Genomic DNA, 24,388 nt, shown 5'->3' with positions numbered 1-24,388 from the left:
TTCCTAGAATAGCGGAACTACAATTAAATTAGTAAATTATAATTCTGGAGGTTTAATCCTATGAAAATATTTGTAGCCGGTTCAACCGGTGTCATAGGCCGTTCACTGCTTCCTAAGTTAGTGAAGGCAGGCCATGAAGTGATAGGAATGACTCGTAATGCTGAGCAGTTGCAGGTTATAGAAGCATTAGGAGCAAAGGCTATCGTTGCAGATGCATTTGACCGGGAGGGAATTATTGAAGCAATTGGTGAGATCAAGCCTGATGCCGTCATGCATCAGCTCACCTCGCTCAGCAATTGGAGCTCAGCTGACAATGCCCGGATTAGGATGGAGGGCACTCGGAATTTGGTGGACGCTGCTAAGCAGGCAGGCGTTAAAAAAATAATCGCTCAAAGTATTTCCTGGGCGTATGAGCCGGGCGAGCAACCTGCTACAGAAGAAGTTCCCTTGGATATCCAAGCAGCTGCTCCACGGAAGACGACCATTGATGGCATTGTCGCATTAGAAGAAGCGGCAGCAGAGCTTCCGGATCACGTTATTCTCCGGTACGGCACCCTGTATGGACCTCATACTTGGTATGACAGCAAGGGCGCTATGGCGGACAAAACACGGAATCACGAGCTTCCGGCAACGGATGGCATCACCTCTTTCCTTCATGTCGAGGATGCGGCGAATGCGGCCTTGCTGGCACTGGATTGGCCATCCGGTACGCTGAACATTGTAGACGATGAGCCTGCCTCGGGTACGGAATGGCTGCCCGTTTATGCGGAAGCTTTGCATGCTCCTGGGCCTGAATTTCAATCGGGCAGCAATGACTGGGAACGTGGCGCATCGAATGCTAAAGCGCGGAAATACGGCTGGGTGCCGCAATATCCGACTTGGAGATCAGGGTTTGCGCAATCGTTAAAATAGGAGAGCTTAAAATGAATTTCGCTCCATGGCCGTTCGCCATTGCCATTCGCAGGTTTCCCCTGTTACCGAACGAACCAGATTCGCTTTTTTACGAACCTAACTTCGCTATTAGCAAGTAGTTTCGTAGGCCAGCGGACTCCAGCGAACCAATTTTCGCTTTTCGTGAACCTTGATTCTCCATTTGCGAAAATGAGTTCGCTGTTTGTTCATAGTCCCACATCTGGACGACTCAGAGCGAACCTGCCTTCGTTATTTAGCGAATCTGCTTCGCTGATGTGCCTTCGATGATGTGCCCCAGGCTGAGGGACAGTGAACGTACCTTCGCAATATAGCGAATACGTTTCGCTGTATAGCAGCTTACTTCTTCCAACTTAACATACTAACGCACAAAAAGAAGCTAGGCCCGCTATTAGCGAACCCAGCTTCTTATCAACCCGCTCTCTACTGCGTAAAGCAAGCAATGCTAGGCAAACCTAGCCTAGCATTGCTTGCTTTACGCGCCGTTTCACTTACTACCCACCTTAACTTCTTCCTTCTGCCGGAAAACGCATCACAAATGCCGCGCCGCCGCCCGGCTCGTTATGGGCTGAAATCCGGCCGCGGCACCGCTCGACGATGGCGCGGGATATCGCCAGGCCAAGCCCTGTTTCGCCGTTCTTTCCTTTCGCGAACCGCTCAAACAGCTGGGATAGCAGCGGCTCAGGAATACCTTCGCCGTCATCGGTAATGCCAATGCCAATTCCTTCAGCGTCAGCAGAAGTTTGAATGTGAATCGTGTGCTTCGCATAACGGGCTGCGTTGCCCAAAATATTGATGAGTGCTTGCAGCACCTTCTCCCGGTCTGCATAGATCGACCACTCTTGGCTGCTGTCGAACCCGTCCAGCTCGACCCGCAAGCCGTTCTTGACGAGCAGCGGATTAATACGTTCTATCGTCTCTGCGATCAGCTCCCGTACCGGGACCTTGTCCATATGAAATATGCCTTCCTCGCTTTCCAGTTTGGCAAGAAGGATCATTTCCGTCACAATTTTTTTCAGCCGCTCACATTCCTTGACAATGACATCCAAGCCCTTATTGGCAAGCTCCCCCGTAAAGACACCATCCTTGATACCCTCGGCGTAACCTTGAATGGACATAAGCGGCGTCTTCAATTCATGCGACGTATTTTGGAAAAACTGCTTTTGTGTGCGCTGATATTTCTCTAGCTCGCCGGCCAGATTGTAGACGGCTTTCGCGACATCTCCAATCTCACCGCCCGTCTCAACCAGCCGGACCTCGGAGAAACGGCGATTTTCCACCTTATTCAATTCCTTCGTCAAATCGCCGAGCGGCTTAACGAGTCTTCTCGTAATGACCATGCTCAGCAGGAAAGCGACGATCCCGCCCACAGTCAGAATGATCATAAGCCTTCCAAACAAGGCGAACTGCATCTCTTTAATTTTGCTTAAAGGGGCTGCCATTACCGCAGTGACAGCTGGGACTTGATACTCTGCCTGAATGCCTGGAATTGAAGTCATTGTTTCTACAATATATTGATCGGTGGTGCCTCTCCAGATTTCACCGGATGAAAGCTTCCCTTGCTTCGATAATTCCATAAGCTCGCTCGTGTCTTCTCCCGTGAGGGTACTGTATACGACTTGCTCCCCGGGTGTAAACAATAATGCGTTCGTGGGCTTGCTTAAAGACAGCGTGTCGGCATTTTTCACTGCCGTCCAATCTTCCCCTGGCACAAGAGGCATAACCGGCGAGAAACTCATGAGCATGCTGGCTTGACCCTGCAGTTCTTTCCGCTGGCTGTCCACTAATGTCTTAAGCAGCAGAGGGTGGATCAGAACAGCCGTAACTACCAGTGTACATAGCAGCAGCAAGGCAAAGGAAAGATGAAGCCGATAGATCATTTTCATATTAATGCGCCGTCCTTTCCGTTCGCAGCCGATAGCCGTGTCCTCTTACGGTATCAATCGGAAGCTCTTTAATTTTTCTGCGAAGCCGCTTCACCAGATCGTCGATCGCCCGGTCGTAGCCGTAGTAATTTTCTCCCCATATTAACGTAAGCAGCTCATCCCGGGTAAACGCCCGATTCGGCTGCTCGGACAATAGCTGCAGCAATTCAAATTCCTTCAGCGTCATCTCAATTTCTTCCTCACGCCAGAACACGCGCCGTTCTTCCAGAACGAGCCGCAGCTCCCCAACCTCGATAGCGGTATGCCCGGGCTGCGAAGAGGCAGCGTTCTCCTGAGCCTCGCGAATCGAGCTTAGCCGGTGGAATAAGCGATTCACGCGCGCAACTAATTCTCTCGGGCTGAACGGCTTCGTCAAGTAATCGTCGCTGCCAAGCTCCAGCCCCAGAACACGGTCGACTTCGTCATCACGAGCGGAGATCATGACGATTGGAACCTCTGCTTCTTTGCGGATTTTCCGGCATAACTCAAAGCCGCTCATGCCCGGAAGCATGATATCGAGAATCCACATATCGGGCGGATCATTTTTCCACAGCTCCCACGCAGCTTCGGCTGACGACAAGGTCAAAGTCCGGTAACCCTCTTTATACAAATAAGCCTCAACGATCTCTAGTATTTGCGCATCGTCGTCGACTACAGCGATTTGATAGGACTTCATTCGGCAACCTCCTAAACGGTTATCGAGGAACATTCTATCATAAAAGATTCGGCAGCGGCCCGATTCCACAGTTTTTCCACATTGCTTTCATACTTACTCCCCACATTTGTTTGTACACTAGACGATGTAAGGCCGTGCCCAATGTTTACCGGCTCCCGATAGGAGGTTTCACCATGAAATTGCAACGTTTGTCCCGCAAGGAGCTTCTGGCTGCGTTTGTTTTTCTAGCGCCCAGCATAGCCGGATTTTCCTTGTTCTATCTTATTCCGTTCGGGCAGAGCATCTTGTACTCATTCCAAGATCGGATCGGCGGAAGCTTTACGCTGTCTAACTACAAGGAATTGCTCCTCAGCTCCTCGTTCCAGAAGGCAGCATCCAATACGTTCTGGTTCACTGCCGTGAGCGTGCCGATTCTTGTCACAGTATCGCTCCTGTTGGCGCTGCTGCTGAACCAGCGGGTGTTTTTCCGAAACTGGCTGCGCACGGCTTATGTTCTGCCGCTTGTAGTTCCTGTCGCTTCAATTGTGCTCGTCTGGCAAATTCTATTCGATTGGAACGGCTCGCTGAATGTCGTCATGGAGCATTTCGGTTACAGCCGTCAAGACTGGATGAAATCCGAGTGGGCTGGCCTTGTCATTGTGCTGGTCTATGTGTGGAAGAACATCGGATACAACGTCATCCTGTTTCTGGCCGGCTTGCAGAACATTCCGGATCAATATTATGAAATCGCCGATCTGGAAGGGGCAGGTCCCCTGCGGAGGCTGTTCGGCATTACGCTCACCTATTTAACCCCAACAACGTTTCTGGTCGTGCTAATGTCGGTGTTGAATTCATTTAAGGTGTTTCGCGAGACGTTTCTCGTGGCCGGCGCCTATCCGCATGACCGGATCTACATGCTGCAGCATTACATGAACAATATGTTTTTGTCCCTTGATATTCAGAAGGTGTCATCTGCCGCTGTGCTGATGGCACTTTGTATGACGGGGCTAATGTTCGCGCTCTTCCGTACGGAGCGGATATTCCGCTCTTATATGGAGTAAGTGCAAAGAAAGAGTGGAGGAGGTGAATGACTTGATGAAGCAATGGATACTGCCGCTGCTGCGCTCGCTGCTGCTGATCGCCATTGCGATCTTGCTGCTAATGCCCGTCGTCTTGAGCATCGTAAGCTCCTTCATGACGGAACATGAAATTATGGCGAATTACAGCATGCTGGGCAAAACCGACACCAGTATATTCGTCAATCTCAAGTGGATACCGGACTGGGTATCGTTCCAGCAGTACAACAAGGTATTGATTGCAACGCCGAATTTTTTGTACCTGTTCTGGAATTCGGTCATGCTGGTGGCTCCTATTATTATCGGACAAGCAGCAGTGGCAACGCTCGCCTCATTCGCGTTCGGAAAGCTGAATTTTCCGGGCAGAGACGGATTGTTCTTCTTGTATTTGATGACGATGCTGATGCCGTTTCAGGTGACACTTGTGCCGAACTACTTGATGGCCGACCGTCTGGGTCTGCTGAATCATCCCAGCTCAATTATTTTGCCGGGTGTGTTCGGCGCCTTTGGCGTATTTCTGCTGAGGCAGTTCATGCTCCACATCCATTCAGCCTATATAGAGGCGGCTAAAATGGACGGTGCCGGATATTGGCGCATATTCATCTCGATTGCATTGCCGATGGTGAAGCCGGGCATCGCTGCGCTCATTGTGCTTCTGTTCGTCGATTATTGGAATATGGTCGAGCAGCCGCTTAATTTTTTTGCAGGACGCCGCGATGCAGCCGCTGTCGGTCTTCTTATCCCGCATTCAGGAAGATGCGCTTGGCGTCTCGTTCGCTGTCTCGGTTGTATACATGATGCCTATGGTGCTGCTGTTTTTGAGCGCCGAACGGTATTTTATCGAAGGAATCCAGCTTTCCGGCGTGAAGGGCTGAGTGAAGGGAGATTGGCAACATGGTATTGCGAAAACAACGGATTGCCGGCATTGCATTGGCGGTGTTCCTTCTCATATTGGGGCTGCTGACGTTGTTCAGTCAGACGCTTCAAACGGCTTTGCTGCCGAAAGTGGCGACGGAGAAGCCCTCGCAGAAGTCGCTCTCTCATCGCATTGAAGGGAGCGGGGTTATTACACCCCGCAAGCAAACCGAAATAAACAGCGACAACAGCTGGAAGATTGCGAAGGTGCACGTCAAGGATGACGACCTAGTAAAGAAGGGCCAGATTCTGATCACCTATGATGGAACGGAGGTGCAGCAGCAGCTGCTTGACGCGGAAGACGAGATGAAGAAACGGAATTTAAACCGGGAGCTGCTCAAGGAACAGTTTGTGGCTGCTCAGCGGTTAGAGGATGAGGAGGCAATCCGCAAAGCGAAACGTGACTTGGAATTGGAGCAGCTGGACCGGGGCATTGCGGAGAGAAGAATCGAAGCGCTGCGTAAGGAGCTGTCCCGAAACCGCACTTTGACTGCTCCTGCAGACGGTAAAGTATTGAATCTTCAAGCGAAGGAAGGGATGAGCATCCCGCCGGGCCAGCCGGTGCTGACGCTGCTTGAGGGAGGCGAAGGTTTCAAATTCACCTTCACCGTAGATAAAGATTCAGCTGAAATGCTGCGAAAAGACGAGAAAGTGACGGTCAGTGTAGACGGGGATAAGCCCCGGAAAATCGAAGGGACGGTCGCTGAGATCAAGACCGCTTCTCCAGGCAGCAGCGGAGGAGGGGATAAACCTAATCAGCCGGATGCAGAAAATGACAGCCAGGGCGGGGGAGCCAAGGGTCAGAAAACAATCGTTGTCTACTTGCCGGGTGATGGTCTTCAAGGAGGAGAAACAGCCAGTATCAGCTTGGAGAAGCCATTCAAGGAGCAAGGGCTTGTCATCAGCAAAAAATGGATTAAAAAAGATGCAACCGGAAGCTACGTATTCGTTGTTCGCGAAAGACGAAGCTCACTTGGCAACACATACACGGTACAGAAAGCTTACGTGAAGACAGGCAAGGATAACGGCGATGAAATCGTCGTGCTCGAAGGCGTCTATCCGGCAGAAGAAATTGTTACGGAATCGAGCCAGCCACTTCAGGAGGGCAACCGGATCCGATTAAATTGAGAGGATGATTGATTTGAAAAAAGCAGGTTTTTTTGTAATGTTGTCTATTGTTTTGCTGCTATCTGCATGTTCAGGAAATGGAGGCGGAGGAGGCTCCAAAGATTTGAATACGGGAGAAGAAAAGCCAAAGTCTGAACAAGGCGGGCAAAAAACCGTCGCCATATCGGTTATGATGAAAGATCGTTTCTTGGAGGCTGCTGCGCGCAAATTTGAGGAGCAGCATAAGGATATTCATATTGAAATTAAGGAATATAGAACGTCGCAGCCAGCCGCAGAAGGCAGTATGAGCATGGAGGCCATTTCACTTGGAGATGTGGAAAAGTACGTACAGTCGGTAACGACACAGGTTATTTCCGGCAAAGGGCCTGATCTGATGCTAATGAGTGAATTGCCTCAAGACAAATTTGTCGCCAAAAAACTGCTGGTCAATTTGAATGATCTGATGGCCGGCGACAGCTCGTTTGACCAGAATGCACTGTACAGCAATATTTTTCAGGCATCCCAGGACGGGGACGGTATATATGCGATGCCGCTCTCCTTTTCGATTAGCCTGTTCCAGGGCAATACCGAGCTGTTGAAGAATGCGGGTCTTTCGGTGGATGCAGACAAACCTTGGAGCTGGAAAGAATTCAAGGAAGCTGCAAAAAAGCTGAAGCTGAATGATTCGGACAAATTAATAAGTCTCGATCCAACAGGGCTGCTCTTCGATTTTATCGAGGATAGCTATAATCAATTGGTAGAGAAGGGACAGCCGAAATTTGACTCGGAGCTATTCCGTACTATGCTAACGGATATTAAGTCGATGTATGAAGATGGGCTGCTTAATGAATCCTTCTCATTCAACAGCAATAAAGCAGCCTTTCAAATGGTGAACATATTCAGTCCTGAGCAAGCGCTGACGATGCCGAATGGGCTGGATTTCTATCAAAAGCCGAATGTAAGCGGACAGAAGGAGGGCTCAGCGTTCCGCCCTATATATAGCTTGGGCATTAACAGCAAATCCGCCGTTCAGCAAGAAGCGTGGGCATTTATTAAATTTTTGCTTTCCGAAGAAATGCAAGCTTCCCCGGATCTCTCGGGATTGCCGATGAACAAATCCGTCAACAGCAGTAAATTGAAGGAGATTTCGCAAAAAATCGAGACGGGAACGCTAGAAACGATGGTTCCGGCAGATATGCTACCGGATGGCGAAACCGCCAAGAAACGGGTTGATGCCGTGGAGAAGCTGATCTCGAACGCGGGTCACCGCAGAACTAGCGATATGAAGGTGATTATGATTGCGATGGAGGAGTTCAAAAGCTTTATGAGCGGGCAGAAATCTGCGGAAGAAGTCAGTAAATTAATCCAGAATCGGGTGAAGACATATTTGAATGAGTAGCAGAGGAATGCAGCAGCAGGTGAGTTCAGACGCCGAGGTACTTCATCATTTATACGTCAGTTATTTCAAGCAAGTCTATTATTATGCCTTCTCGATTGCCAAGGATCGTGAGCTGGCACAGGACGCGGTTCAAGAAACGTTCTTGAAGGCTTATCGTCACATCGAGCTGCTGGAGCAACTGGAGCAGAAAGAAGCTTGGCTTAAGACGGTTTCCCGTCATGTAATTATTGATATGTATCGCAAGCAGCGCAGGGAAATGTGTGTCTACAGCGGCTCTCGAGATGCCTTCTTGGGCGATACCGACGTGGAAAGGACCGTTGTCGATCAGCATTTTCTTCGTGAATTGCTGTCTTCGTTAAACCCGATCAATCGGCAGTCGCTGCTGCTTGTCTATGAATACGGACTGACGTATGAGCAGCTGGCTGACCGTCAGAAAACCTCAATCAGCGCTGTGAAGTCGAGAATTCACCGGGCGAAACAGAAGCTGCGCGGCGTGGCATTGCAAATGGAACGCAATATGGGAGTGTAAATTCACGCATTAACAGGGGGAAATTGAAGCATGTCGAGAAGATTTCATACGATTGTTGCAGGCTTGCTTGTATTGCTATTGCTTATGCAAGGCAGTACGGCAGCAGTGGCTGCGGAAGCAGAAATTTCACGGCTTGTCTTAAGCAAGAATGAAGCATCGCTCGAAGTAGGCGGCTCCGTCTCACTGACAGCAACAGCTGTATCGGTTACAGGAGGCACCAGCGATGTGACGATCAAGACAGATTGGAGCAGCAGCAATTCGGAAATTGCTGCCGTGTATGCGGGTACGATTACGGCCAAAAAGGAAGGGACGGCGGTCATTACCGCTACCTATCAGGGCAAGACAGTCATTGTCAATGTAACGGTGAGCAAGAAGGTCAAGGCATTGACCATGGATATGAATGACTTCGATCTGCGCGTAGGGAAGGAACAGCAAATCGAGCTGACCGCTATTTTCGAAGACGGATCAAGCGAGAATGTAACGAAAAAGGCAGCATGGTCTGTTGATAATTATAGTGTAGCAACTGTTGTGAATGGTCTGGTAACGGGCAAGAAGTCTGGAACGGCTAAAGTTACGGCCAAGTACGGCAACCAAAGCCTTACGGTGAAAGCATCTGTTGAACTGGCCAGGCGAATCGATATGCAATTTACGGAAATCAATTTATTAGTTAATGAAGAAAAGCAAATCGTCGTGACCGCTACCTATCCGGATGGCTCCACACAAAATGTATCCGATAAGGCAGAATGGGAAAGCGACAATGAGAAGGTAGCGGATGCCATTAAGGGTGTTATTAAAGCGTACCGTGCAGGCACTGCGACGATTACAGCGACGTACGGAACGAAGACGGCTGCTATTCAAGTAAATGTCGATGCTTCCCGCAAACTGGAGGCGAGCAAGCAGGAATTGTTCCTGCGTGTTGGCAAGTCCGAGCAGCTCGAACTGGACCTGACTTATATGGACGGGAAAAAAGCACGCATTACGGATAAGGCAAAGTGGAGCTCCTCCGACGATTCAGTCGCCTATGTGGTCAATGGCGAAGTATTCGGTCAAAAGTCTGGGACAGCCGAAATTACGGCAGCTTACGGAGACAAAAGCGTAACCATTCATGTGGATGTAGAAGTGCCTAAGCGTCTGGATTTCGATACGGATTCCTTCGATCTGGATTTGAATAAGTCCCGTGAATTGAAGCTTTATGCTACGTTTGCTGATGGAACGCAGGAATTGATTACAGACAAAGCGCAGTGGTCATCTGATAAAACTACTGTTGCAGATGTGATCAATGGCAAGGTGACGGGCTATAAGTCCGGGGCAGCTGTGATAAAAGCGGCCTATGGCGGCAAACAGGTAACCGCGACGGTTAGAGTGGACATTCCGAATCAGATTGTGATCAGCAAAACAACGGCTGATATGCAAATTGGCGAATCACTGACCTTGACTGCCAATGGCCATTACAACGATAGCCGTGTGGTCGATGTTACCGCACTGTCACAGTGGAGTTCCTCGCACCCTGACGTTGTCGAGGTTAACAAAGGAACGATAACCGCCTTGAAAAATGGTACTTCAACCATTACCGTAACCTATGGTACAAGAACTGCGACTGTAGTGGTATCTGTCGGGATTATTGAGAAGCTGACACCGAGTCAAAAAAAGCTGGCTCTTCGTAAGAACGCTACAACTGCAATCACTCTGACGGCTGCTTATAAAGACGGAACGGTGAAGGATGTAACGACGAATGCGGAATGGAGCTCGTCCAATTCGGAGGTTGCGTCCGTCTATAAGGGTCAAATTACGGCTAACAGCTCAGGTACGGCAACCATTACGGCTTTATTCGGCGGAGAAACCGTAACGATTTCCGTAGATGTAGATGTAGCGGATAAACTGACGGCAGATACTTATGCGATAACGCTGGAAGTGAATGAGAATAAGCAGATTACGCTAACGTCCACAGACAGCCTTGGCAACAAGATAAACGTAACGGATGCTGCGGAATGGTCTTCTGCCTCGAAGACGATTGTGGATGTTAATGGCGGACTCATTCATGCGCTTGCTGCAGGGAAGACAAGCGTCACAGCGAAATATGGTAACAAAACGGTAACGATAACGGTAGAAGTTGGGGCTGTCCAGAAGCTGGAGGCGAGTCAGGATGTGCTGACGCTGCAATCTGGTGCAGCGCATTCTATCAAATTAACCGCGATGCTGCCGGATGGCCGAACGAAAGATGTTACTTCACAGGCGGAATGGACATCTGGCAATTCAAAAATCGCCTCTGTCTCGCAAGGTAAAATAACGGCAATCTCTGCTGGGAAAACAAAAGTAACCGCCAAGTATAACGGCAAGACAGTTAGTATCAGTGTGGATGTCGATCAACTGAAGTATCTCGATATCTATAGAAGCGGCAAACCGGTAACACAGCTGACATTGAAGGGTGACCAGAGTATTCAGCTGGAAGCTATCGCAACATACTTAGATAATTCCGAACGGACGATTACGACCGACGGCATTTGGAGTTCCTCTAAAGTAACGGTTGCTCATGTGAAGCATGGTGTCGTTACTGCGCAAGGCAAAGGAAATGCAACATTAACGATTAAGTTCGGCAACAAATCGGCTAAGATTCGGATTGTAGTGGAATAGTCGTGACTACCATCTAGTTCAGTTTGGAAAACGAGGTATGTTCTGAGGTAAGGGTGCTCCTAAAGAGCATCCTTACTTTATTTTTCTAGGAGAGAAAGCACTTCCGATTTTCATTGCGTCGCCTGTGCCCCGATAAAGAATAGTCACTGTATACGCGTGCCTGTCTGTGCTGTTGAGAAACAAAATGCAAAAGTGCATGCTAATCAGCCTTAAATGGCGGAAAATAGCTGTCAAAATGCAAAAGTGCATTTGAAATCATAATCAATTACTGGATTGGTGCTTCTCGGGCCAATCAAAATGCTCATTTGCATGCTGATGCGGTAAATCATCAAAAAAGCGGCTTACAGCCTGCACTTTTGCATTTTGATTCTCCGACGATATGAATTCTATCGTGCAAATGAAGCAGAAAAAGGCCTCTCCGCTTCGATGGCAAAAAAAGCCATAGTCAAAACTCCCGGATCGAATGAAGCTGTATCGGCAGCATTCAACGAGGCGTTTTGGCATGGCTCCTTACATTACACGCAACGCATACAGCGTCCGCGGGTCCATTCTTATTTTACCAAAGAGTGAGTCTTTCCTCTGGGGCAATGTACATTGCATCGCCTTCTTTGACATTAAAAGCAGAGTAGAAATCATCGGTATTGCCAGCGACGACATTCACTCTAATTTTATTCGGCGCATGAGCATCGATCGTCAACAGCAGCTGTTCCAGCTCAGGACGAACCTTCTGTCTCCAAATGGTTGAATACGATTTATAGAACTCATTCAGATTGGCATCCGGTAATTGTTTGACTGCTTCAAGTGCTGCCATCACTCCGCCAATGTCCGCAATATTTTCGGATACGGTCATTTCGCCATTGATTTTTTGGCCCAAATAATCGATTTTGCTGTATTGGTCAATAACGGCTTTTGCTTTAACTTCGAATTTTTTGTAGTCGGCTTCTGTCCACCAATTGATCATATTGCCTATCTCATCATATTTTGCCCCATTTGTATCAAAGCCGTGAGAGATTTCATGCGCAATTATCGTACCTATACCGCCATAATTTTGGCTAGCGCTTTGATTCTTATCGTAAAATGGTGCTTGAAGAGCCGCGGCAGGAATCGTAATCGTGTTGGTCAGCGGCTGATAGGAGGCGTTTGCCGTATTGGCAGACATTCTCCATTCATCGCGATCCACGGGTTTATCCAATTTTGCAAAGTTGTTTTTCGTGATAATCGTTTGGATGGCACGATTGTTCTCGAATAACGTTTTACTTTCATCAACCTTGAACGATGCATACATGTCTTCCAGCTTGTCTGGGTAGCCAATATGTGTTTTCAGATTATCTAGCTTTTTAATCGCTTCTTTCTTGGTTTCCTCTGACATCCAGTCATTGCTGCGCAGTTTGTCTCTGTAGATATCAATCATGTTTTCCACCATGTCCGTAACATCTTGTCTGGCTGCTGCTCCAAGGTGTGTCTCCCCATAGTAGTTGCCGACAACATACTTGAATGATGAATTTACGATATTATAAACTGTGTCTGCGGTTGCTGTCATTTTCTCTTGACCGGTTATCGCTCTGCCCAATTGCGTTGATGTATTTACAAAATCATCGGACAGCATCGACGAGGATTTTAAGACAAAGTTGGCGTACGTCCAGCTTTTAATTTTGTCCCAGTTTTTCTCGTTCAAAAACGTATCCAGATTTTCGAAGTAGTTGACGGACATGACCGAAATATTTGACGGTACTTTGCCAACGACATCGACCAAAAATTTCTCTAAGTCGATACTTTTGCTGTAAGCTTTGAACTCACTAATCGTTTTAGGGTTGTAAAAGGATTCGAAATTGCTTGCTTCTGCGGAGCTTAGCGTATGCTGCACATACTCTTTTTCGAAATCGACAGCTTCTCCAGCAATTTGAGCCGCCTCTGCGTCCGTTTCCCCAACCATCACTAATAGATCGGTAAGCATTTTTTTGTATAAGCCTAAAAACACCTCGCTTTGAGGATTTTCAGGTGCATAGTAGCTCTTGTCCAGCATCGCAGGCGCAGGAGCCTCGATGTACAGCGCGTTTTTCGTAGCGTCTTTCATATCAGACAGAAGATTCAGGCTGAATGGCAAAGCAAGCCCTTTGAAATAAAGATCCTTTTGGTTTTTTGCAAGCTCTGCCAGGCTTTTTGTCGATTTAATCGTTTGAATATCCGCCTTAATGGCTTCAAAGCCTTGTTTGTCCAGTTTTTCACGATCTGCAGCCAGTTTATAAAACTTGACCATGTTGCCGATCTCGTCGTCGGTTTTGTCACGGCCTTCATCTGCCATCTTGGACAAATCTTCTGACACCAGCTTTTTCACATCGGTATCGAGGTCTACCAAGCCGCCCGCAATAACTTTATCTGCCGGCAATTCTGTAGCTTTCAGCCATTTTGCATTTACAGCTTCATACAAGTTATCTTGTAATCTTGTTTGTGCAATTTTATTGTTGGCATTGGAAGGGGTTGCTTTCTCTTCAATGGATTTTGAACCGTTACTATTTTTCACACCTCCTATAGAATTAGATGTGTTCGTGCAGGCTGATGCCGAAATCATAACAGCTGCGCCTAAAGTGATGAGACCAAGCGTTTTTATTTTTTTCATAATGAGTGTAACTCCTCCTGATAAATAATGAGATGATGGCGGTAAATGAAGTTAGGGTGAGTCTGAGAACTCTGAGGGCAGCAAATTTTGCCGAATTTTCGTTCCATGCAAGGCGCGTTTGTGAAGGCGTATCCGGGGGTACGTCAAGCAAACGGAACGAAGCAGGGGCGGAAAGGCGGTGAAAGATGCCACTGAACGAGTTTTCAGACACGCCCTAAATAGGCTTAAATAATGACTGCGGTTCCGCTGACCGCAACCATCAGCATGTCTTGACGGACAACTTCGTAATTGATAGCGACACCGATAACGGCAGTGGCTCCCATCTGCGATGCTTGCTCTGTCATTTCTTTGAAGGCTGCATCTCTTGCTTCCCTTAGTTTGGTTTCATAGGCTTTCGAACGTCCGCCTGCAAGATCTCTAAAGGAAGCGAGAATGTCTCTTCCGATATTAGCGCCCATGATGACTTCGCCAGTTGCAACGCCAATATACTGTCTGACAGGGGCGCCTTCCACGATAGCGGTAGTTGTAACAATCATCTGCTTTCCTCCTAGCGACAAATAGATTTGTTGTCCATGAATGCTGTATTAGCTTCCATAGTTCTTATCCTACTAACTCATTTGAAACGGAGCCGAAACGATTCGATGAACCTCAGCTAAAGTTTGCTCGCTGTCGTTTAGTTTCTGTTTAGGTCAAGCGTGCTGTTAAATAGAGACGGGTGCCAATCGGGAGCAGCGGCAGTACTCTGCTTATGAGTGGCGCGAAGCCTGAATGCACGAGCTTGCCGAGCTAGAAGGCAAACAAAATGCAAAAGTACATGCTGATGAGCCTCAAATGGTGCCAAATGGCAATCAAAATGTAAAAGTACATTTGAAATCGCGCCATTTCGCCTAAAAGAGGCTTTTTAGTCCAAACAAAATGCACATTTGCATTTTGAGGCGATATTTCGCCGAAAAAGCGGCTGCCAGCCTGCACTTTTGCATTTTGAATCGTTTACAGCGAGGCATAAACCTGATTGGCAAGCATGAAAGTGGAGAGAAGTTAAGGGGGAGCAATGGAAAGCAGCGAAGCTGAAAATAAACTGCCCCCCATTGTTAGTTGCGACTAACAATGGGGGGCAGTTTCAGTTTAGAGACAAGCTCTTGCGGCTTTTCATATTGTAGATTTATAGAAATGCCTGATACCGTTTCCGGTACTCGCCGGGCGTGAATGAAGTTTGGCGTTTGAACAGACGGATGAAGTAGTTGTTGTCATTGAAGCCGCATTGCTCACCGATTTTGACCAAGGACAGCTCTGAATGGGTCAGCAGCCGTTTGGCGCGTTCAATCTGCAGATGATGTCTGAACTTCAGCGGACTCATTCCCGAATAATGCTTCAAGCATCTGGATAGATAATCAAAGTGGTAATACAGGTCAAGCTCCATTTGCTGAGAGTCGAAGGGAGATTCCAGACGGCTCGCCAAGTAAGCGGCGACCTTCTCGCCAATGAGATGGGAGCGTGCTTGCGAGCTGCCTGTAATCATTCCGCTTTGCAGCTGTACAAGCAGCTGGCCGAATAAAATATGCAGATCGAAAGACCGGCTAGGCGTCAAAACACTATGTACATTAAGCATCTCTGTCAGCATCGGAATGATAATTCGCAGATCGACAGCCGCAAATTTAGGGATATGGATAGTGGCGGGATGAGGCACAGTATCTTGATTAGTCGTTTCAAGCAAAGGCTGCTGCCAGCTCTCCATTAATTTCGGCTTTGAAGACGAGGGATGCTGGAAGTGTATCCAATAAACCTCGGTTTCCGTCTCGGTGGGACGATAACCGGAATGTGTTTGTCCCGGCTCGAGAACAAGCATCTTCCCCTGCTCAATCTCGTATGGAATGCTGTTTTCCACCATATATAATGTCCCTTTGGTACAGATAATCATATCAAAAACATCAAATTGCCGCTTGGCATGCGTGACGCCTGACGGCCATCGAACATACCCGACAGTAGTCAGCAGAGGAAAGGGAGGAACTTGTAATTCAAGTGCAAGCATCGCATCACCCTAATCTGAATTTATGTAGAAATTGTACTATAGAAAGTCGGGATTGTCAGCTGTAACAGGGCCCGGGATTCTATACAGTAGTAGATATCATTCTATTACAACGGATAACAGGGAGGCAATCTTCATGAATAATCTAGAGTTGGTACAGCTGCAGCAATGGTTCGTTAATCAGAGGCATGGCATGTTTATTCATTTCAATAGCGCTACCTTTCAGTTTGCAGAATCGGAAGTTGAGGACTGGGAATATGGCCATGAAAATAATGATGAGCCCCGCAGATTCGTATTTGATCCGAAGGACTGGAATCCGGCTCAACTGGACTGCTCCCAGTGGGCGAAAGCTGCTAAATCGGCAGGGATGAAATTTGCTGCACTAACAGCTAAGCATCATGAAGGGTTCAGCTTGTGGCCGACAGCCTGCACGGATCATTCGGTGAAAAACGCGACGCTCCAGACGGACGTCGTTAAGGAATATCTTGAAGCGTTCAGAAAAGAAGGAATCGAAGCAGGTCTTTACTTCTCTGCACTAGACTTGCATCATCAAATCGGGCAGAAGAATTGTACATCTGAAGACAAGCAGTTTATTAAAAATCAGATTGAGGAGCTGTTGACAGGCTACGGGAAAATTCCGTTCCTGATCGTCGACGGCTGGAATGCGCCTTGGGGCGGCCCAAGCTATGAGAATCTTCCTTTTGAGGAGATTGATGCATGGGTTAAAGGACTGCAGCCGCAATGCTTGTTAATGAATATTGGCTGCGAGTCTGGCGTACAGCAGACGGATATCGCCTTTTTCGAAAATGCTGCAGGACAAGAAGTGGACAACTCGTTCAACGGTCCTGGAGCGAGCTGCAACATTTTAACGAAAACGTGGTTCTGGCGTGCGACAGATACTTCGATGGATCTTCGAACGGCTGACTGGGCGCTGGACAAAGTGAATGAATGCAGTGCGCATAATGTATCGTTCTTGCTTAATGGCGCGCCTAATAAGCAAGGCTTGCTGGACGATAACATTCTGCAGCGCTTTAAAGAAGTCGGCGAGCGATACGTCCATCCGGCAGATCTCACAACAATTCCGGACAACTGGTGCTATAGAAAATAAAAAAAAGGGGCTGTCCCATACGTCATTACAACAACGTATGGGACAGCCCCTTAAGTTTTGTTAATCAGCTTTTGTTTGACTGTAGCGCGTGAAAGAAATCATAAGGCAGTTATTCAAATTGCAGTCCCAGACGATAAGCTTCTGCTAGCAGGGCGTCGTAATGATGGTTCTCTTTTTCGGGATCATCAGGGAATTTAGCAATGGTTTCGTACAGGTAATGAACGGCCGAATCTTTAACACCAACGTAATCGGCCAAGTAATTCAAGTGGCGGGTTATCGTAACATCATGCTCGTGTTTCTCGAAATGCGGCTGCGTTCCTCCAACTAGCGAAATCCAGCTTATTTTTTGTACAGGCAGCTCGAACCTTTCATTGGAAACTTCATCTTTCCCATAGGCGAATCCATTATTCCATATCCGGTCGATATAGCCTTTCAGCATGGCCGGTACACCAAACCACCACAACGGGAACACAAAAATTATTGCATCATGGTTTCGGATCCGTTCCATTTCGCGCATCGTTTCAGCTGTATACACTTTGTTCGTATTCTCCCAATCCGGCTCATCGGGAGGAAATACCAGAGGATTAAAGCCTTCCGCATATAAATCGGCCACCTCATATTCATGTCCGGCTTCGGACAATCCTTGTGTCAATTGCTTCGTGATGCTCCCGGTTAATGAATCTTGTCTGGGATGTGTAACGACTACAAGTATTTTCATCTTATAATTTCTCCTTCTATAATGAGTTGATATTTAAGGCTTTGGATAATAACCGGCAGCCTTTAATTTTTTGCTTGAATGCCAGTATGCCGTATTGATGCTAAAATAGGAAGTAGGCACAATATTGTGCTATGGGAACATTAAGGTGCTGTATGGACGAAAAGGATCTCATAAATAATGATTCATAAATTTGAATCTAATGAGGAGCATGCTGCAATGAATAAACAAAAGAAATACAGGATTGGCGTGGAGGTCACTCTGGAAGTTATGGGAGGAAAATGGAAAAGCGTTATCCTCTATCATCTAACCTCCGGTAAGAAACGGACGAATGAATTACGAAGTCTCATGCCTGAAATTACGCAAAGAATGTTAACCAAGCAATTACGGGAATTGGAGCGGGACAAGGTCATTAATCGTTACATGTACAATGAAATTCCCCTGCGGGTAGAATATGAGCTTACTGAATATGGCTGGAGCTTGAAGACGATTCTAGACAACATCTGTGATTGGGGTGTGAATCATTTGGAGCATGTCCATGGCAATCAAGATCTGCTTGAGCCATGGGAAGCTTAAGGCTTGAACACAGAACAATCGCCCTCTACCTGACCAATAAGGTTAAGTAGAGGGCGATCTTTGTTTTCCAGCTACACTCGCTCTTTATTTGTCTGCAGCAGGGAGTGGTGTCTCTAATTGTCCGTACTTTTTATGCCGCCAACTCAACAATACCAAAGACAAGGCGATGACCGTGAGAACCGCTCCAAGCCGTTGTAATCCTCCGGTGCTGAACTTGTCTCCCATGATGATGCCGAGCAGTAAGGAAGAGAGAATCGTTCCGAGGTATCTCGATGTCATAAATAATCCGGAGGCTACGCCGATCATGTCTTTGGGAGAGCTGTTGAACAGGGCGGCTTGCATACCGACGCTGTTCAATCCGTTGCTAATGCCAAATACAGCTAATGGCAGAATGACACTGATCATTGGAGACGCTTGATTTAAGGTGATAATCCATAGGGAACCCATCGTCATCAGGATGCCGGCTGTGAGCAGCGCTGGCCGGGGTCCTGCCCTATCGATCCATCTTCCAGCAACCGGAGAAATGATGAGCGAACACAAACCTAAACTAAGCATCAGCATCCCGGTATGGAACTCGCTCACCTGACGCACGGTCTGCAAATAAGACGGCAGTCCGAAGAAGAGAGAGTAATAAAGGATGTTTACGAGAATGAATTCGATATTGACCCAAGTCATCGCCGGGTAATTGACGAATGAACGAAGTGGAATGAATGGCGACTTCACCTTCCATTCATGTCTAGCGAACGCTGCCAGAGATACGAGACCTAATAAACCAAGGGCAGTAAGTCCGGTTGATACATGCCCGGAGGATTTGGCAGACAGCACGGCTATGAGCAAGGCAATCAGGCCTATGGTGAAGAGCAATATGCCAAACGCATCGATTAAAACGAACCAGCTGCGAATGGATCTATTGCGTGCAAAGAGTGCTGCCCGTTCGTCCTTGGGAATATTTCGCCATGCGAATAGAAAGCTCGCCGCCGTGAACGGAATATTGACGAGAAAGATCGCAGGCCAATCCCACCAATGGAGCAGAACCCCGCCTATAAAAGGTCCAATAGCTGCTGCTCCGGATAGAAATATAGACAACACGGACAGTGCGGACGCTTGTTTCTCAGTCACATGAATACGAATGATAGCCATGCCAACGGCAACCATCATGCTCGTTCCTATAGACTGCACAATACGGAATACGATAAGCCATCCAAAGCTTGGAGATAGTGGAGCTAACATGGATGCGACGAAGGCGACGATCAGACCCGCAAGGAATATGTTTCTGCGGCCGAATAAGTCACTGGCTTTTCCCATGACAGGCTGGGCAATCGCGCTCGCAATATAGAAGGAAAAGATAATCCAGGAAACGCCGGTAAAGTCTAGCTGATATACGGCCTGCAGTCTTGCTATAGCAACGGCAATCATCGAAGAATTTAAAGGGTTTAATAAAATTCCGAGTCCAACGGAAATGATCAGCCATCTGCTGCGAACACTCATTTGCGGTTCCTCCCATAACGTAGTAAAGCCATCGTACGCGAAATGAATTATTCTTTCCAACGCATTTTATGCTATGATTTCATTGATTTGAAGGAATGAGCGGAGGTGCGGAATGGAGCTTCTTCAGTTGCAATATTTTCTTGCAGTTGCCAGACTGGAGCATGTTACGGAAGCGGCACGAAGTCTGCATGTTACACAATCATCATTAAGCAAAACAATTCAACGTCTAGAGGACGATCTAGGGGTACCGCTATTCGATCGGATAGGGAGAAAGCTGCGGTTAAATGCGTATGGAAGCAGCTTCCTCCGCCGCACGGAAAGGGCATTGTTTGAATTGGAGCAGGGGAAGCAAGAGCTAAGTGATTTATCCGGTCCGGAGCATGGCACACTTAAGCTCGCGGTTACGGCCGCAAGCACGCTGCCTTATATCCTTCGTGAGTTTCGCCGGAGAAGGCCTCATATTCAATTTCATGTACAAATGCTGACGACACAGGAAATGGTTACGCTTCTTCATCGGGGAGAGGTTGATTTCTGTTTATCCTCTCCTGCTGTGCAAGGGGAAGACATTGAATGTCAAATTGTGTTCCATGATCGGATTATGGTTGCGGTTCCGACGGGACATTGGCTGGCGGAACGAAGCCGCGTATCGCTGATTGAATTGAAGGATGAATCATTCGTTGGCGTGAAGAGAGGATTCGGCACCCGTGATTTAGTGGACGCAGTATGCGAATCGGCTGGCTTCACTCCGCACTATGTGTATGAAGGAGATGAGCCGGCAAGGCTAAGCACACTTGTGGAAGCGGAGATCGGCATCGCCTTCATCCCAGGTACAGCGAGGAATGCACGAGAGCAAATTAAATATCTCCAAGTAGAAGATTATGAATTGGTTCGGGAGATCGCTTTACTATCACATAGGAGCCGGTACATTTCACGAGCGGCGCTGGAATTTCGCGAGGTCGTTATGGAATATTTTGCGGTTTTATCCAAATCGGCAACGTAGGAAGTATTTTTTTTATAATGAAAACGCAATCAGTTGGAGGAGCGGGCGCGCAGCGGCGACAAAGACGTTTCTGCATGTGATATAATAGGAAGAATGCAAGGTGTACGGAAGAAAGCAGGTGAACGTATGTCGAATTTCGATCAAAAGCAGCGGGAAGCGCTTGAGCAAAGCTTTAGCGAGCATTTGTCGGATACCATCATTACGCGAGGTTGGGAATATTACCGCAGCGGGCAAGTGAAAAATGTAAAGTTCGCTTCTGACGATACGCTATACGGCACCGTAATCGGATCCGACGTCTATGCGGTCGTTATCGATGCTGGAAAGTTTAGATACAGCACATGTACATGTCCTTACGGCGATTATTGCAAACATATGGCGGCGGTTTTTTTCGCCTATTTAAATGAAGAAGATACAACCGGCTTTGCAGCGAAAGCGGCTTACCGCCGTTTGATGGGGCTGGACCCGCAAGCAGAGCTGACAACAGCAGCTGCCTTATTGAACAAGCCAAAGCCAGAGGCTGGACATAACAGCCATAACAGTCAGCCGAATGAAGAGGCGAGCCCGGAAGCGTGGCAAATCTGGATGGAGTTGGAGTATGGCGAGGTTTGGCGCAATTGCCGGCATTCGCTGCATGCGCTTCAGCCGGTGTTGTCTGCCCTGAAGGGAACTTCGAAGCATTGGGATAAGCCGCTGCAAAGGCTGCATTGGATGAATGTGATTCTATACGTACTAGAGCAAGGAGAGCGTGCCATCAAATCGGTCGACACGTTCAGCCGCTACTATCATGAAATGTCCTTTGCCCGTATGGCGGAGCCATGGATTGAGCATTATGGCCAGCTTGTGCTGGAGCTGCATCCTTCCGAGATGGGAGAGCAGGAGCGGAAGTGGGCTGACCATGTCGTTCGCATCTCCTACAATCATGCGTTGAAGCTGGAGCAGCAGTTGTTTGACTGGTCTTTCCTTTATTTGACGGTTTGCGAGAAGCTCTCGGAGAACCAGCTGTGGAGAGAAGAGGAACTATCGGCTCTGAGTGTCTTTGCAGAAGGCGGCATGGATGATTCCAACCAGCCGGTCAATCGTTCGTTTATTCATACTGCGTCTGCAATGCTGCATTTTTTCAGCGGCAATGACGAAGGTGCTTTAAGCCATTTTGAGCAAACTGATTTTCAGCGGTCGCAAAAAATGATCTATCCATGCGCGGCTCAGCGGCTAGGGGAGCAGCGCTGGGAGCTGTTCAGCACCTGGATGAGCTTCATGCATGAGAGAATTTACCCGAACCGAAGCGGCAGAACGATTGGCCCGTTTCTTGCTTTGTGCAGGCGCGCGGATGAGGAGCAGCCTGAGAACGGGAAATGGACGGAATATATGACGGAGCTTCTCCCTTATTCCTACAGCGAGCTGTCGGAGCATTGGCTTGCTGTCAATAAGTATGAGGAATGGGCGGATTTACAGCTGCTGCTCGGAATGAAGCCTGATGATCTGGGTATTCAGGATGTGAAGGAAGTGACGAAGGCTGCACCTGCAGTCATGCTCCCTCTCTATCACCAATCAATTGAGGATTGGATTAATACGCGTAACCGGCAAGGGTACCGGATGGCAGTCAAGCATCTGAAGAAGCTGGAACGGCTATATAAAGCGAATAAAGCCATGGACACATGGAATTTTTATATCACAGGAATTGCCAAAAAGCATCAACGGCTTAGAGCCTTTCAGGAGGAGCTGTGGAAAGGAAAGCTGGTGAAATGAAAGCATTCGTTGGAGGTATAACTGTTGACGGTTTCTGGTCGCAGCTGGAGGATGAATTACAAGGCTCCATCATGCTGGCGACAGCGGAACGGCAGGAAAGCGCGCTGCGGCTCCGCTCAGTTCTATTCGCTTGGCATAAATCTTCCTGGTACGGAACTGAAGTCGAAGAAATGGAGCAAAACGGCCGGAAAATGCTTAAACTGCCGCCGTTAATTGCCGTTGACTATTTGTCTGCCCCGCAGCATGCAAGATTGCTGCGGGTGGAGTGGAGCGACCGTCTTCAGCGGCTGATGGCCATTGCCTCTTTAATTCGGGAAGCGCTGCTTGGCGGATGGTTTGAGCCCGAGTGGAGCAGGTGGTCGGAACAAAGACGCGCTTGGCGGATCGCATGGCCGGAAACGGAGCCCGAGCGGGAGTCGCAATGGGCGGAGTTCATTACGGCGGCGACGGGCTCTGGCGATATCGGTATTGAGCAATGGCTAAGTGATGCCATTGAGCAAATGCTTGCCGGAGGCGGAGAAGCCAGCGAGGCCTGGCGTCAAGTCGGGATCGCAGCAGGCGGGGAGACGATTCTGGAGCGGAAGTCGGGCGATGAAGAGGATTGGCTCATTGCGATCGGTCTCCGTAAGGACTCGCTGCCGTTCAAGACAGCGTTGCAGCTCGTCGAGCCGGGAGAAACTTCATTCTGGCGGCTTCGTCCTGCACTGCAAGACCGTAATGGCGGCCCGTGGATTCCAATCATCCAAAGCGGTGAACAATGGGTGACTGCGCCGGATACAAATGCCGGATATGAACTGGAGCCTTTACCAGAGGAATGGCAGCCGCTGCTCTCCCCGAAGCTGGAGAAAGAGCAGGCCAAATGGCTGGCGGCGCTGCCGGAGTGGGCCGATGAAGAGAAGCAGGGCGATATTAAGCGGCTGCTGAGCGATAACGAGGCTTGGGCGTTTATGGAAAAGGCGAGCATCACTTTGCTGGAAGCCGGTTGCCCGGTTCTGCTGCCAAGCTGGTGGGAGGCTGTCCGTTCCCGTAAGCTGAGGCTGCGGGCGAAGATGAAATCGTCGGTCGGATCGGAAGCGCAGCCGATGTTTGGACTTGATCAGATCGTTCAATTCGATTGGCGAATGGCGCTAGGCAACGTTGATCTGTCCGAGTCTGATTTCATGCGGCTGGCTGAAGAGAATCGCAGGCTGATGAATATCGGCGGTGAATGGGTGCATCTTGATCCGCATGATGTTGCGCAAATCCGCGATTGGATGAAGCGCGTCGGCAAACGAAAGGGTCTTTCGTTCCGTGATGTAATGGAAATGCACCTGTTGGGCGGATCGCCGCTAGGCGATGAGCTGGACGACACGGAAAGCTTAAGGGCCGAAGTTGAGCTGAACGAGCATTTGGCCAAATGGCTGGAGCAGCTTCAGCATACGACGGAAATTCCGCTCGTCGAGAAGCCCGCCAGCTTCCTTGGTGAATTGCGTCCGTATCAGCAGCAAGGCGTGTCGTGGATGTTGTTCCTTCGCCGGTTTGGTCTTGGAGGTTGTCTTGCTGACGACATGGGTCTGGGCAAAACGATTCAATTTATGGCGTATTTAACCTATATTAAAGAACAAAAAACGAGCAACGGTCATCCGTCACTGCTCATTTGCCCGACTTCTGTTATCGGCAATTGGCAGAAGGAGCTGGAGAAATTCGCCCCGTCGCTTCGTGTTTATCTTCATTATGGGCCAAAGCGTGATAAAGGAGAGGCGTTCGAGTCTGCTGTTCATGAAGCTGACATCGTTATTACTTCTTATTCGCTGGCCCAGCTTGACGAAGAGGATTTGCGGCTGGTCGAATGGGATGCATTATGTCTGGATGAAGCCCAGAACATTAAAAACGTATACACGAAGCAATCGACGGCTATCCGAAGTTTGCCGGCTTACCATCGTCTTGCATTGACCGGTACGCCGAT

Annotated in this window: 18 protein-coding genes and 1 pseudogene; 12 read left to right on the top strand and 7 right to left on the bottom strand. The window is 48.4% G+C overall.

The genetic code is table 11. From position 1 onward, the window contains the following. Positions 1 to 60 precede the first annotated feature (60 nt). Positions 61 to 912, top strand: coding sequence for an NAD-dependent epimerase/dehydratase family protein (locus TY10_RS12075; RefSeq protein WP_042163691.1), 852 nt, complete (start codon positions 61 to 63; stop codon positions 910 to 912). 521 nt (positions 913 to 1,433) lie between these two features. Here the strand turns inward: TY10_RS12075 and TY10_RS12070 are convergent. After that, the gene (locus TY10_RS12070) at positions 1,434 to 2,816 is read right to left on the bottom strand and encodes a sensor histidine kinase (RefSeq protein ID WP_042163688.1); all 1,383 of its coding nucleotides are present in this window, start codon (positions 2,814 to 2,816) and stop codon (positions 1,434 to 1,436) included. Between the two features lies 1 nt (position 2,817). Further along, positions 2,818 to 3,531 carry a response regulator transcription factor gene (locus tag TY10_RS12065; RefSeq protein WP_042163686.1) on the bottom strand — a complete coding sequence of 238 codons (714 nt, stop codon included), beginning with the start codon at positions 3,529 to 3,531 and terminating at the stop codon, positions 2,818 to 2,820. Between the two features lie 173 nt (positions 3,532 to 3,704). On the opposite strand from TY10_RS12065, the gene TY10_RS12060 reads away from it, so the two are divergent. The 6 genes and pseudogenes from TY10_RS12060 to TY10_RS12035 all read left to right on the top strand — a co-directional run bounded on the left by TY10_RS12060 (position 3,705) and on the right by TY10_RS12035 (position 11,167). Next, positions 3,705 to 4,571, top strand: coding sequence for a carbohydrate ABC transporter permease (locus TY10_RS12060; protein ID WP_052350519.1), 867 nt, complete (start codon positions 3,705 to 3,707; stop codon positions 4,569 to 4,571). Between the two features lie 34 nt (positions 4,572 to 4,605). Continuing rightward, positions 4,606 to 5,461 (top strand): annotated as a pseudogene (locus TY10_RS12055) (carbohydrate ABC transporter permease). A 19-nt stretch (positions 5,462 to 5,480) separates the two neighbouring features. Beyond that, a complete protein-coding gene (locus TY10_RS12050) occupies positions 5,481 to 6,629 on the top strand; it encodes an efflux RND transporter periplasmic adaptor subunit (RefSeq protein WP_042163681.1) in 1,149 nt (382 codons plus the stop codon). Between the two features lie 37 nt (positions 6,630 to 6,666). Further along, positions 6,667 to 8,007: an ABC transporter substrate-binding protein gene (locus tag TY10_RS12045; protein WP_162160602.1), complete on the top strand. Its 1,341-nt coding sequence runs from the start codon at positions 6,667 to 6,669 to the stop codon at positions 8,005 to 8,007. Further along, the gene (locus TY10_RS12040) at positions 8,000 to 8,536 is read left to right on the top strand and encodes an RNA polymerase sigma factor (RefSeq protein WP_042163677.1); all 537 of its coding nucleotides are present in this window, start codon (positions 8,000 to 8,002) and stop codon (positions 8,534 to 8,536) included. The genes TY10_RS12045 and TY10_RS12040 overlap by 8 nt, the downstream gene beginning before the upstream one ends. A 30-nt stretch (positions 8,537 to 8,566) precedes the next feature. Then, positions 8,567 to 11,167: an Ig-like domain-containing protein gene (locus TY10_RS12035; RefSeq protein WP_042163674.1), complete on the top strand. Its 2,601-nt coding sequence runs from the start codon at positions 8,567 to 8,569 to the stop codon at positions 11,165 to 11,167. A 556-nt stretch (positions 11,168 to 11,723) separates the two neighbouring features. Here TY10_RS12035 and TY10_RS12030 read toward each other — a convergent pair. The 3 genes from TY10_RS12030 to TY10_RS12020 all read right to left on the bottom strand — a co-directional run bounded on the left by TY10_RS12030 (position 11,724) and on the right by TY10_RS12020 (position 15,813). After that, positions 11,724 to 13,784, bottom strand: coding sequence for a M13-type metalloendopeptidase (locus TY10_RS12030; protein ID WP_052350518.1), 2,061 nt, complete (start codon positions 13,782 to 13,784; stop codon positions 11,724 to 11,726). A 224-nt stretch (positions 13,785 to 14,008) separates the two neighbouring features. Then, positions 14,009 to 14,320, bottom strand: a complete 312-nt coding sequence (locus TY10_RS12025) for a YbjQ family protein (protein WP_042163671.1) — start codon at positions 14,318 to 14,320, stop codon at positions 14,009 to 14,011. A 626-nt stretch (positions 14,321 to 14,946) separates the two neighbouring features. After that, complete coding sequence (locus tag TY10_RS12020) at positions 14,947 to 15,813, bottom strand: AraC family transcriptional regulator (RefSeq protein WP_042163668.1); 867 nt, start codon at positions 15,811 to 15,813, stop codon at positions 14,947 to 14,949. A 133-nt stretch (positions 15,814 to 15,946) separates the two neighbouring features. On the opposite strand from TY10_RS12020, the gene TY10_RS12015 reads away from it, so the two are divergent. Further along, positions 15,947 to 16,918, top strand: a complete 972-nt coding sequence (locus TY10_RS12015) for an alpha-L-fucosidase (protein WP_042163666.1) — start codon at positions 15,947 to 15,949, stop codon at positions 16,916 to 16,918. A 109-nt stretch (positions 16,919 to 17,027) separates the two neighbouring features. Here the strand turns inward: TY10_RS12015 and TY10_RS12010 are convergent, their stop codons facing one another. Next, positions 17,028 to 17,636: an NAD(P)H oxidoreductase gene (locus TY10_RS12010; protein WP_042163664.1), complete on the bottom strand. Its 609-nt coding sequence runs from the start codon at positions 17,634 to 17,636 to the stop codon at positions 17,028 to 17,030. A 216-nt stretch (positions 17,637 to 17,852) separates the two neighbouring features. Between TY10_RS12010 and TY10_RS12005 the strand changes: the two genes are divergently transcribed. After that, entirely contained in the window at positions 17,853 to 18,209 is a 357-nt protein-coding gene (locus tag TY10_RS12005; protein ID WP_042163708.1) for a winged helix-turn-helix transcriptional regulator, read from the top strand. An 84-nt stretch (positions 18,210 to 18,293) separates the two neighbouring features. Here TY10_RS12005 and TY10_RS12000 read toward each other — a convergent pair whose 3' ends face one another. Then, positions 18,294 to 19,697: an MFS transporter gene (locus TY10_RS12000; protein WP_042163662.1), complete on the bottom strand. Its 1,404-nt coding sequence runs from the start codon at positions 19,695 to 19,697 to the stop codon at positions 18,294 to 18,296. A 112-nt stretch (positions 19,698 to 19,809) separates the two neighbouring features. Here TY10_RS12000 and TY10_RS11995 point away from each other — a divergent pair, with 112 nt between their 5' ends. The 3 genes from TY10_RS11995 to TY10_RS11985 all read left to right on the top strand — a co-directional run. Further along, the gene (locus TY10_RS11995) at positions 19,810 to 20,697 is read left to right on the top strand and encodes a LysR family transcriptional regulator (RefSeq protein ID WP_042163659.1); all 888 of its coding nucleotides are present in this window, start codon (positions 19,810 to 19,812) and stop codon (positions 20,695 to 20,697) included. A gap of 126 nt (positions 20,698 to 20,823) precedes the next feature. Further along, the gene (locus tag TY10_RS11990; protein WP_042163657.1) at positions 20,824 to 22,443 is read left to right on the top strand and encodes an SWIM zinc finger family protein; all 1,620 of its coding nucleotides are present in this window, start codon (positions 20,824 to 20,826) and stop codon (positions 22,441 to 22,443) included. Further along, positions 22,419 to 24,388, top strand: a 1,970-nt coding sequence (locus TY10_RS11985) for a DEAD/DEAH box helicase (protein WP_238327564.1), incomplete at its 3' end; no start/stop codon positions are given. The genes TY10_RS11990 and TY10_RS11985, both read left to right, overlap by 25 nt.

Source organism: Paenibacillus gorillae (assembly GCF_000513275.1).
Taxonomy (GTDB): Bacteria; Bacillota; Bacilli; order Paenibacillales; family Paenibacillaceae; genus Pristimantibacillus; species Pristimantibacillus gorillae.
Note: the sequence above shows the minus strand (reverse complement) of the source record. Positions and strands in the feature narration are given on the sequence as shown.

Excerpts from the sequence above, each read along its gene's own strand:
- TY10_RS12075 (WP_042163691.1), top strand. The coding sequence starts at position 61 with ATGAAAATATTTGTAGCCGGTTCAACCGGTGTCATAGGCCGTTCACTG.
- TY10_RS12070 (WP_042163688.1), bottom strand. The coding sequence starts at position 2,816 with ATGAAAATGATCTATCGGCTTCATCTTTCCTTTGCCTTGCTGCTGCTA.
- TY10_RS12065 (WP_042163686.1), bottom strand. The coding sequence starts at position 3,531 with ATGAAGTCCTATCAAATCGCTGTAGTCGACGACGATGCGCAAATACTA.
- TY10_RS12060 (WP_052350519.1), top strand. The coding sequence starts at position 3,705 with ATGAAATTGCAACGTTTGTCCCGCAAGGAGCTTCTGGCTGCGTTTGTT.
- TY10_RS12050 (WP_042163681.1), top strand. The coding sequence starts at position 5,481 with ATGGTATTGCGAAAACAACGGATTGCCGGCATTGCATTGGCGGTGTTC.
- TY10_RS12045 (WP_162160602.1), top strand. The coding sequence starts at position 6,667 with ATGTTGTCTATTGTTTTGCTGCTATCTGCATGTTCAGGAAATGGAGGC.
- TY10_RS12040 (WP_042163677.1), top strand. The coding sequence starts at position 8,000 with ATGAGTAGCAGAGGAATGCAGCAGCAGGTGAGTTCAGACGCCGAGGTA.
- TY10_RS12035 (WP_042163674.1), top strand. The coding sequence starts at position 8,567 with ATGTCGAGAAGATTTCATACGATTGTTGCAGGCTTGCTTGTATTGCTA.
- TY10_RS12030 (WP_052350518.1), bottom strand. The coding sequence starts at position 13,784 with ATGAAAAAAATAAAAACGCTTGGTCTCATCACTTTAGGCGCAGCTGTT.
- TY10_RS12025 (WP_042163671.1), bottom strand. The coding sequence starts at position 14,320 with ATGATTGTTACAACTACCGCTATCGTGGAAGGCGCCCCTGTCAGACAG.
- TY10_RS12020 (WP_042163668.1), bottom strand. The coding sequence starts at position 15,813 with ATGCTTGCACTTGAATTACAAGTTCCTCCCTTTCCTCTGCTGACTACT.
- TY10_RS12015 (WP_042163666.1), top strand. The coding sequence starts at position 15,947 with ATGAATAATCTAGAGTTGGTACAGCTGCAGCAATGGTTCGTTAATCAG.
- TY10_RS12010 (WP_042163664.1), bottom strand. The coding sequence starts at position 17,636 with ATGAAAATACTTGTAGTCGTTACACATCCCAGACAAGATTCATTAACC.
- TY10_RS12005 (WP_042163708.1), top strand. The coding sequence starts at position 17,853 with ATGAATAAACAAAAGAAATACAGGATTGGCGTGGAGGTCACTCTGGAA.
- TY10_RS12000 (WP_042163662.1), bottom strand. The coding sequence starts at position 19,697 with ATGAGTGTTCGCAGCAGATGGCTGATCATTTCCGTTGGACTCGGAATT.
- TY10_RS11995 (WP_042163659.1), top strand. The coding sequence starts at position 19,810 with ATGGAGCTTCTTCAGTTGCAATATTTTCTTGCAGTTGCCAGACTGGAG.
- TY10_RS11990 (WP_042163657.1), top strand. The coding sequence starts at position 20,824 with ATGTCGAATTTCGATCAAAAGCAGCGGGAAGCGCTTGAGCAAAGCTTT.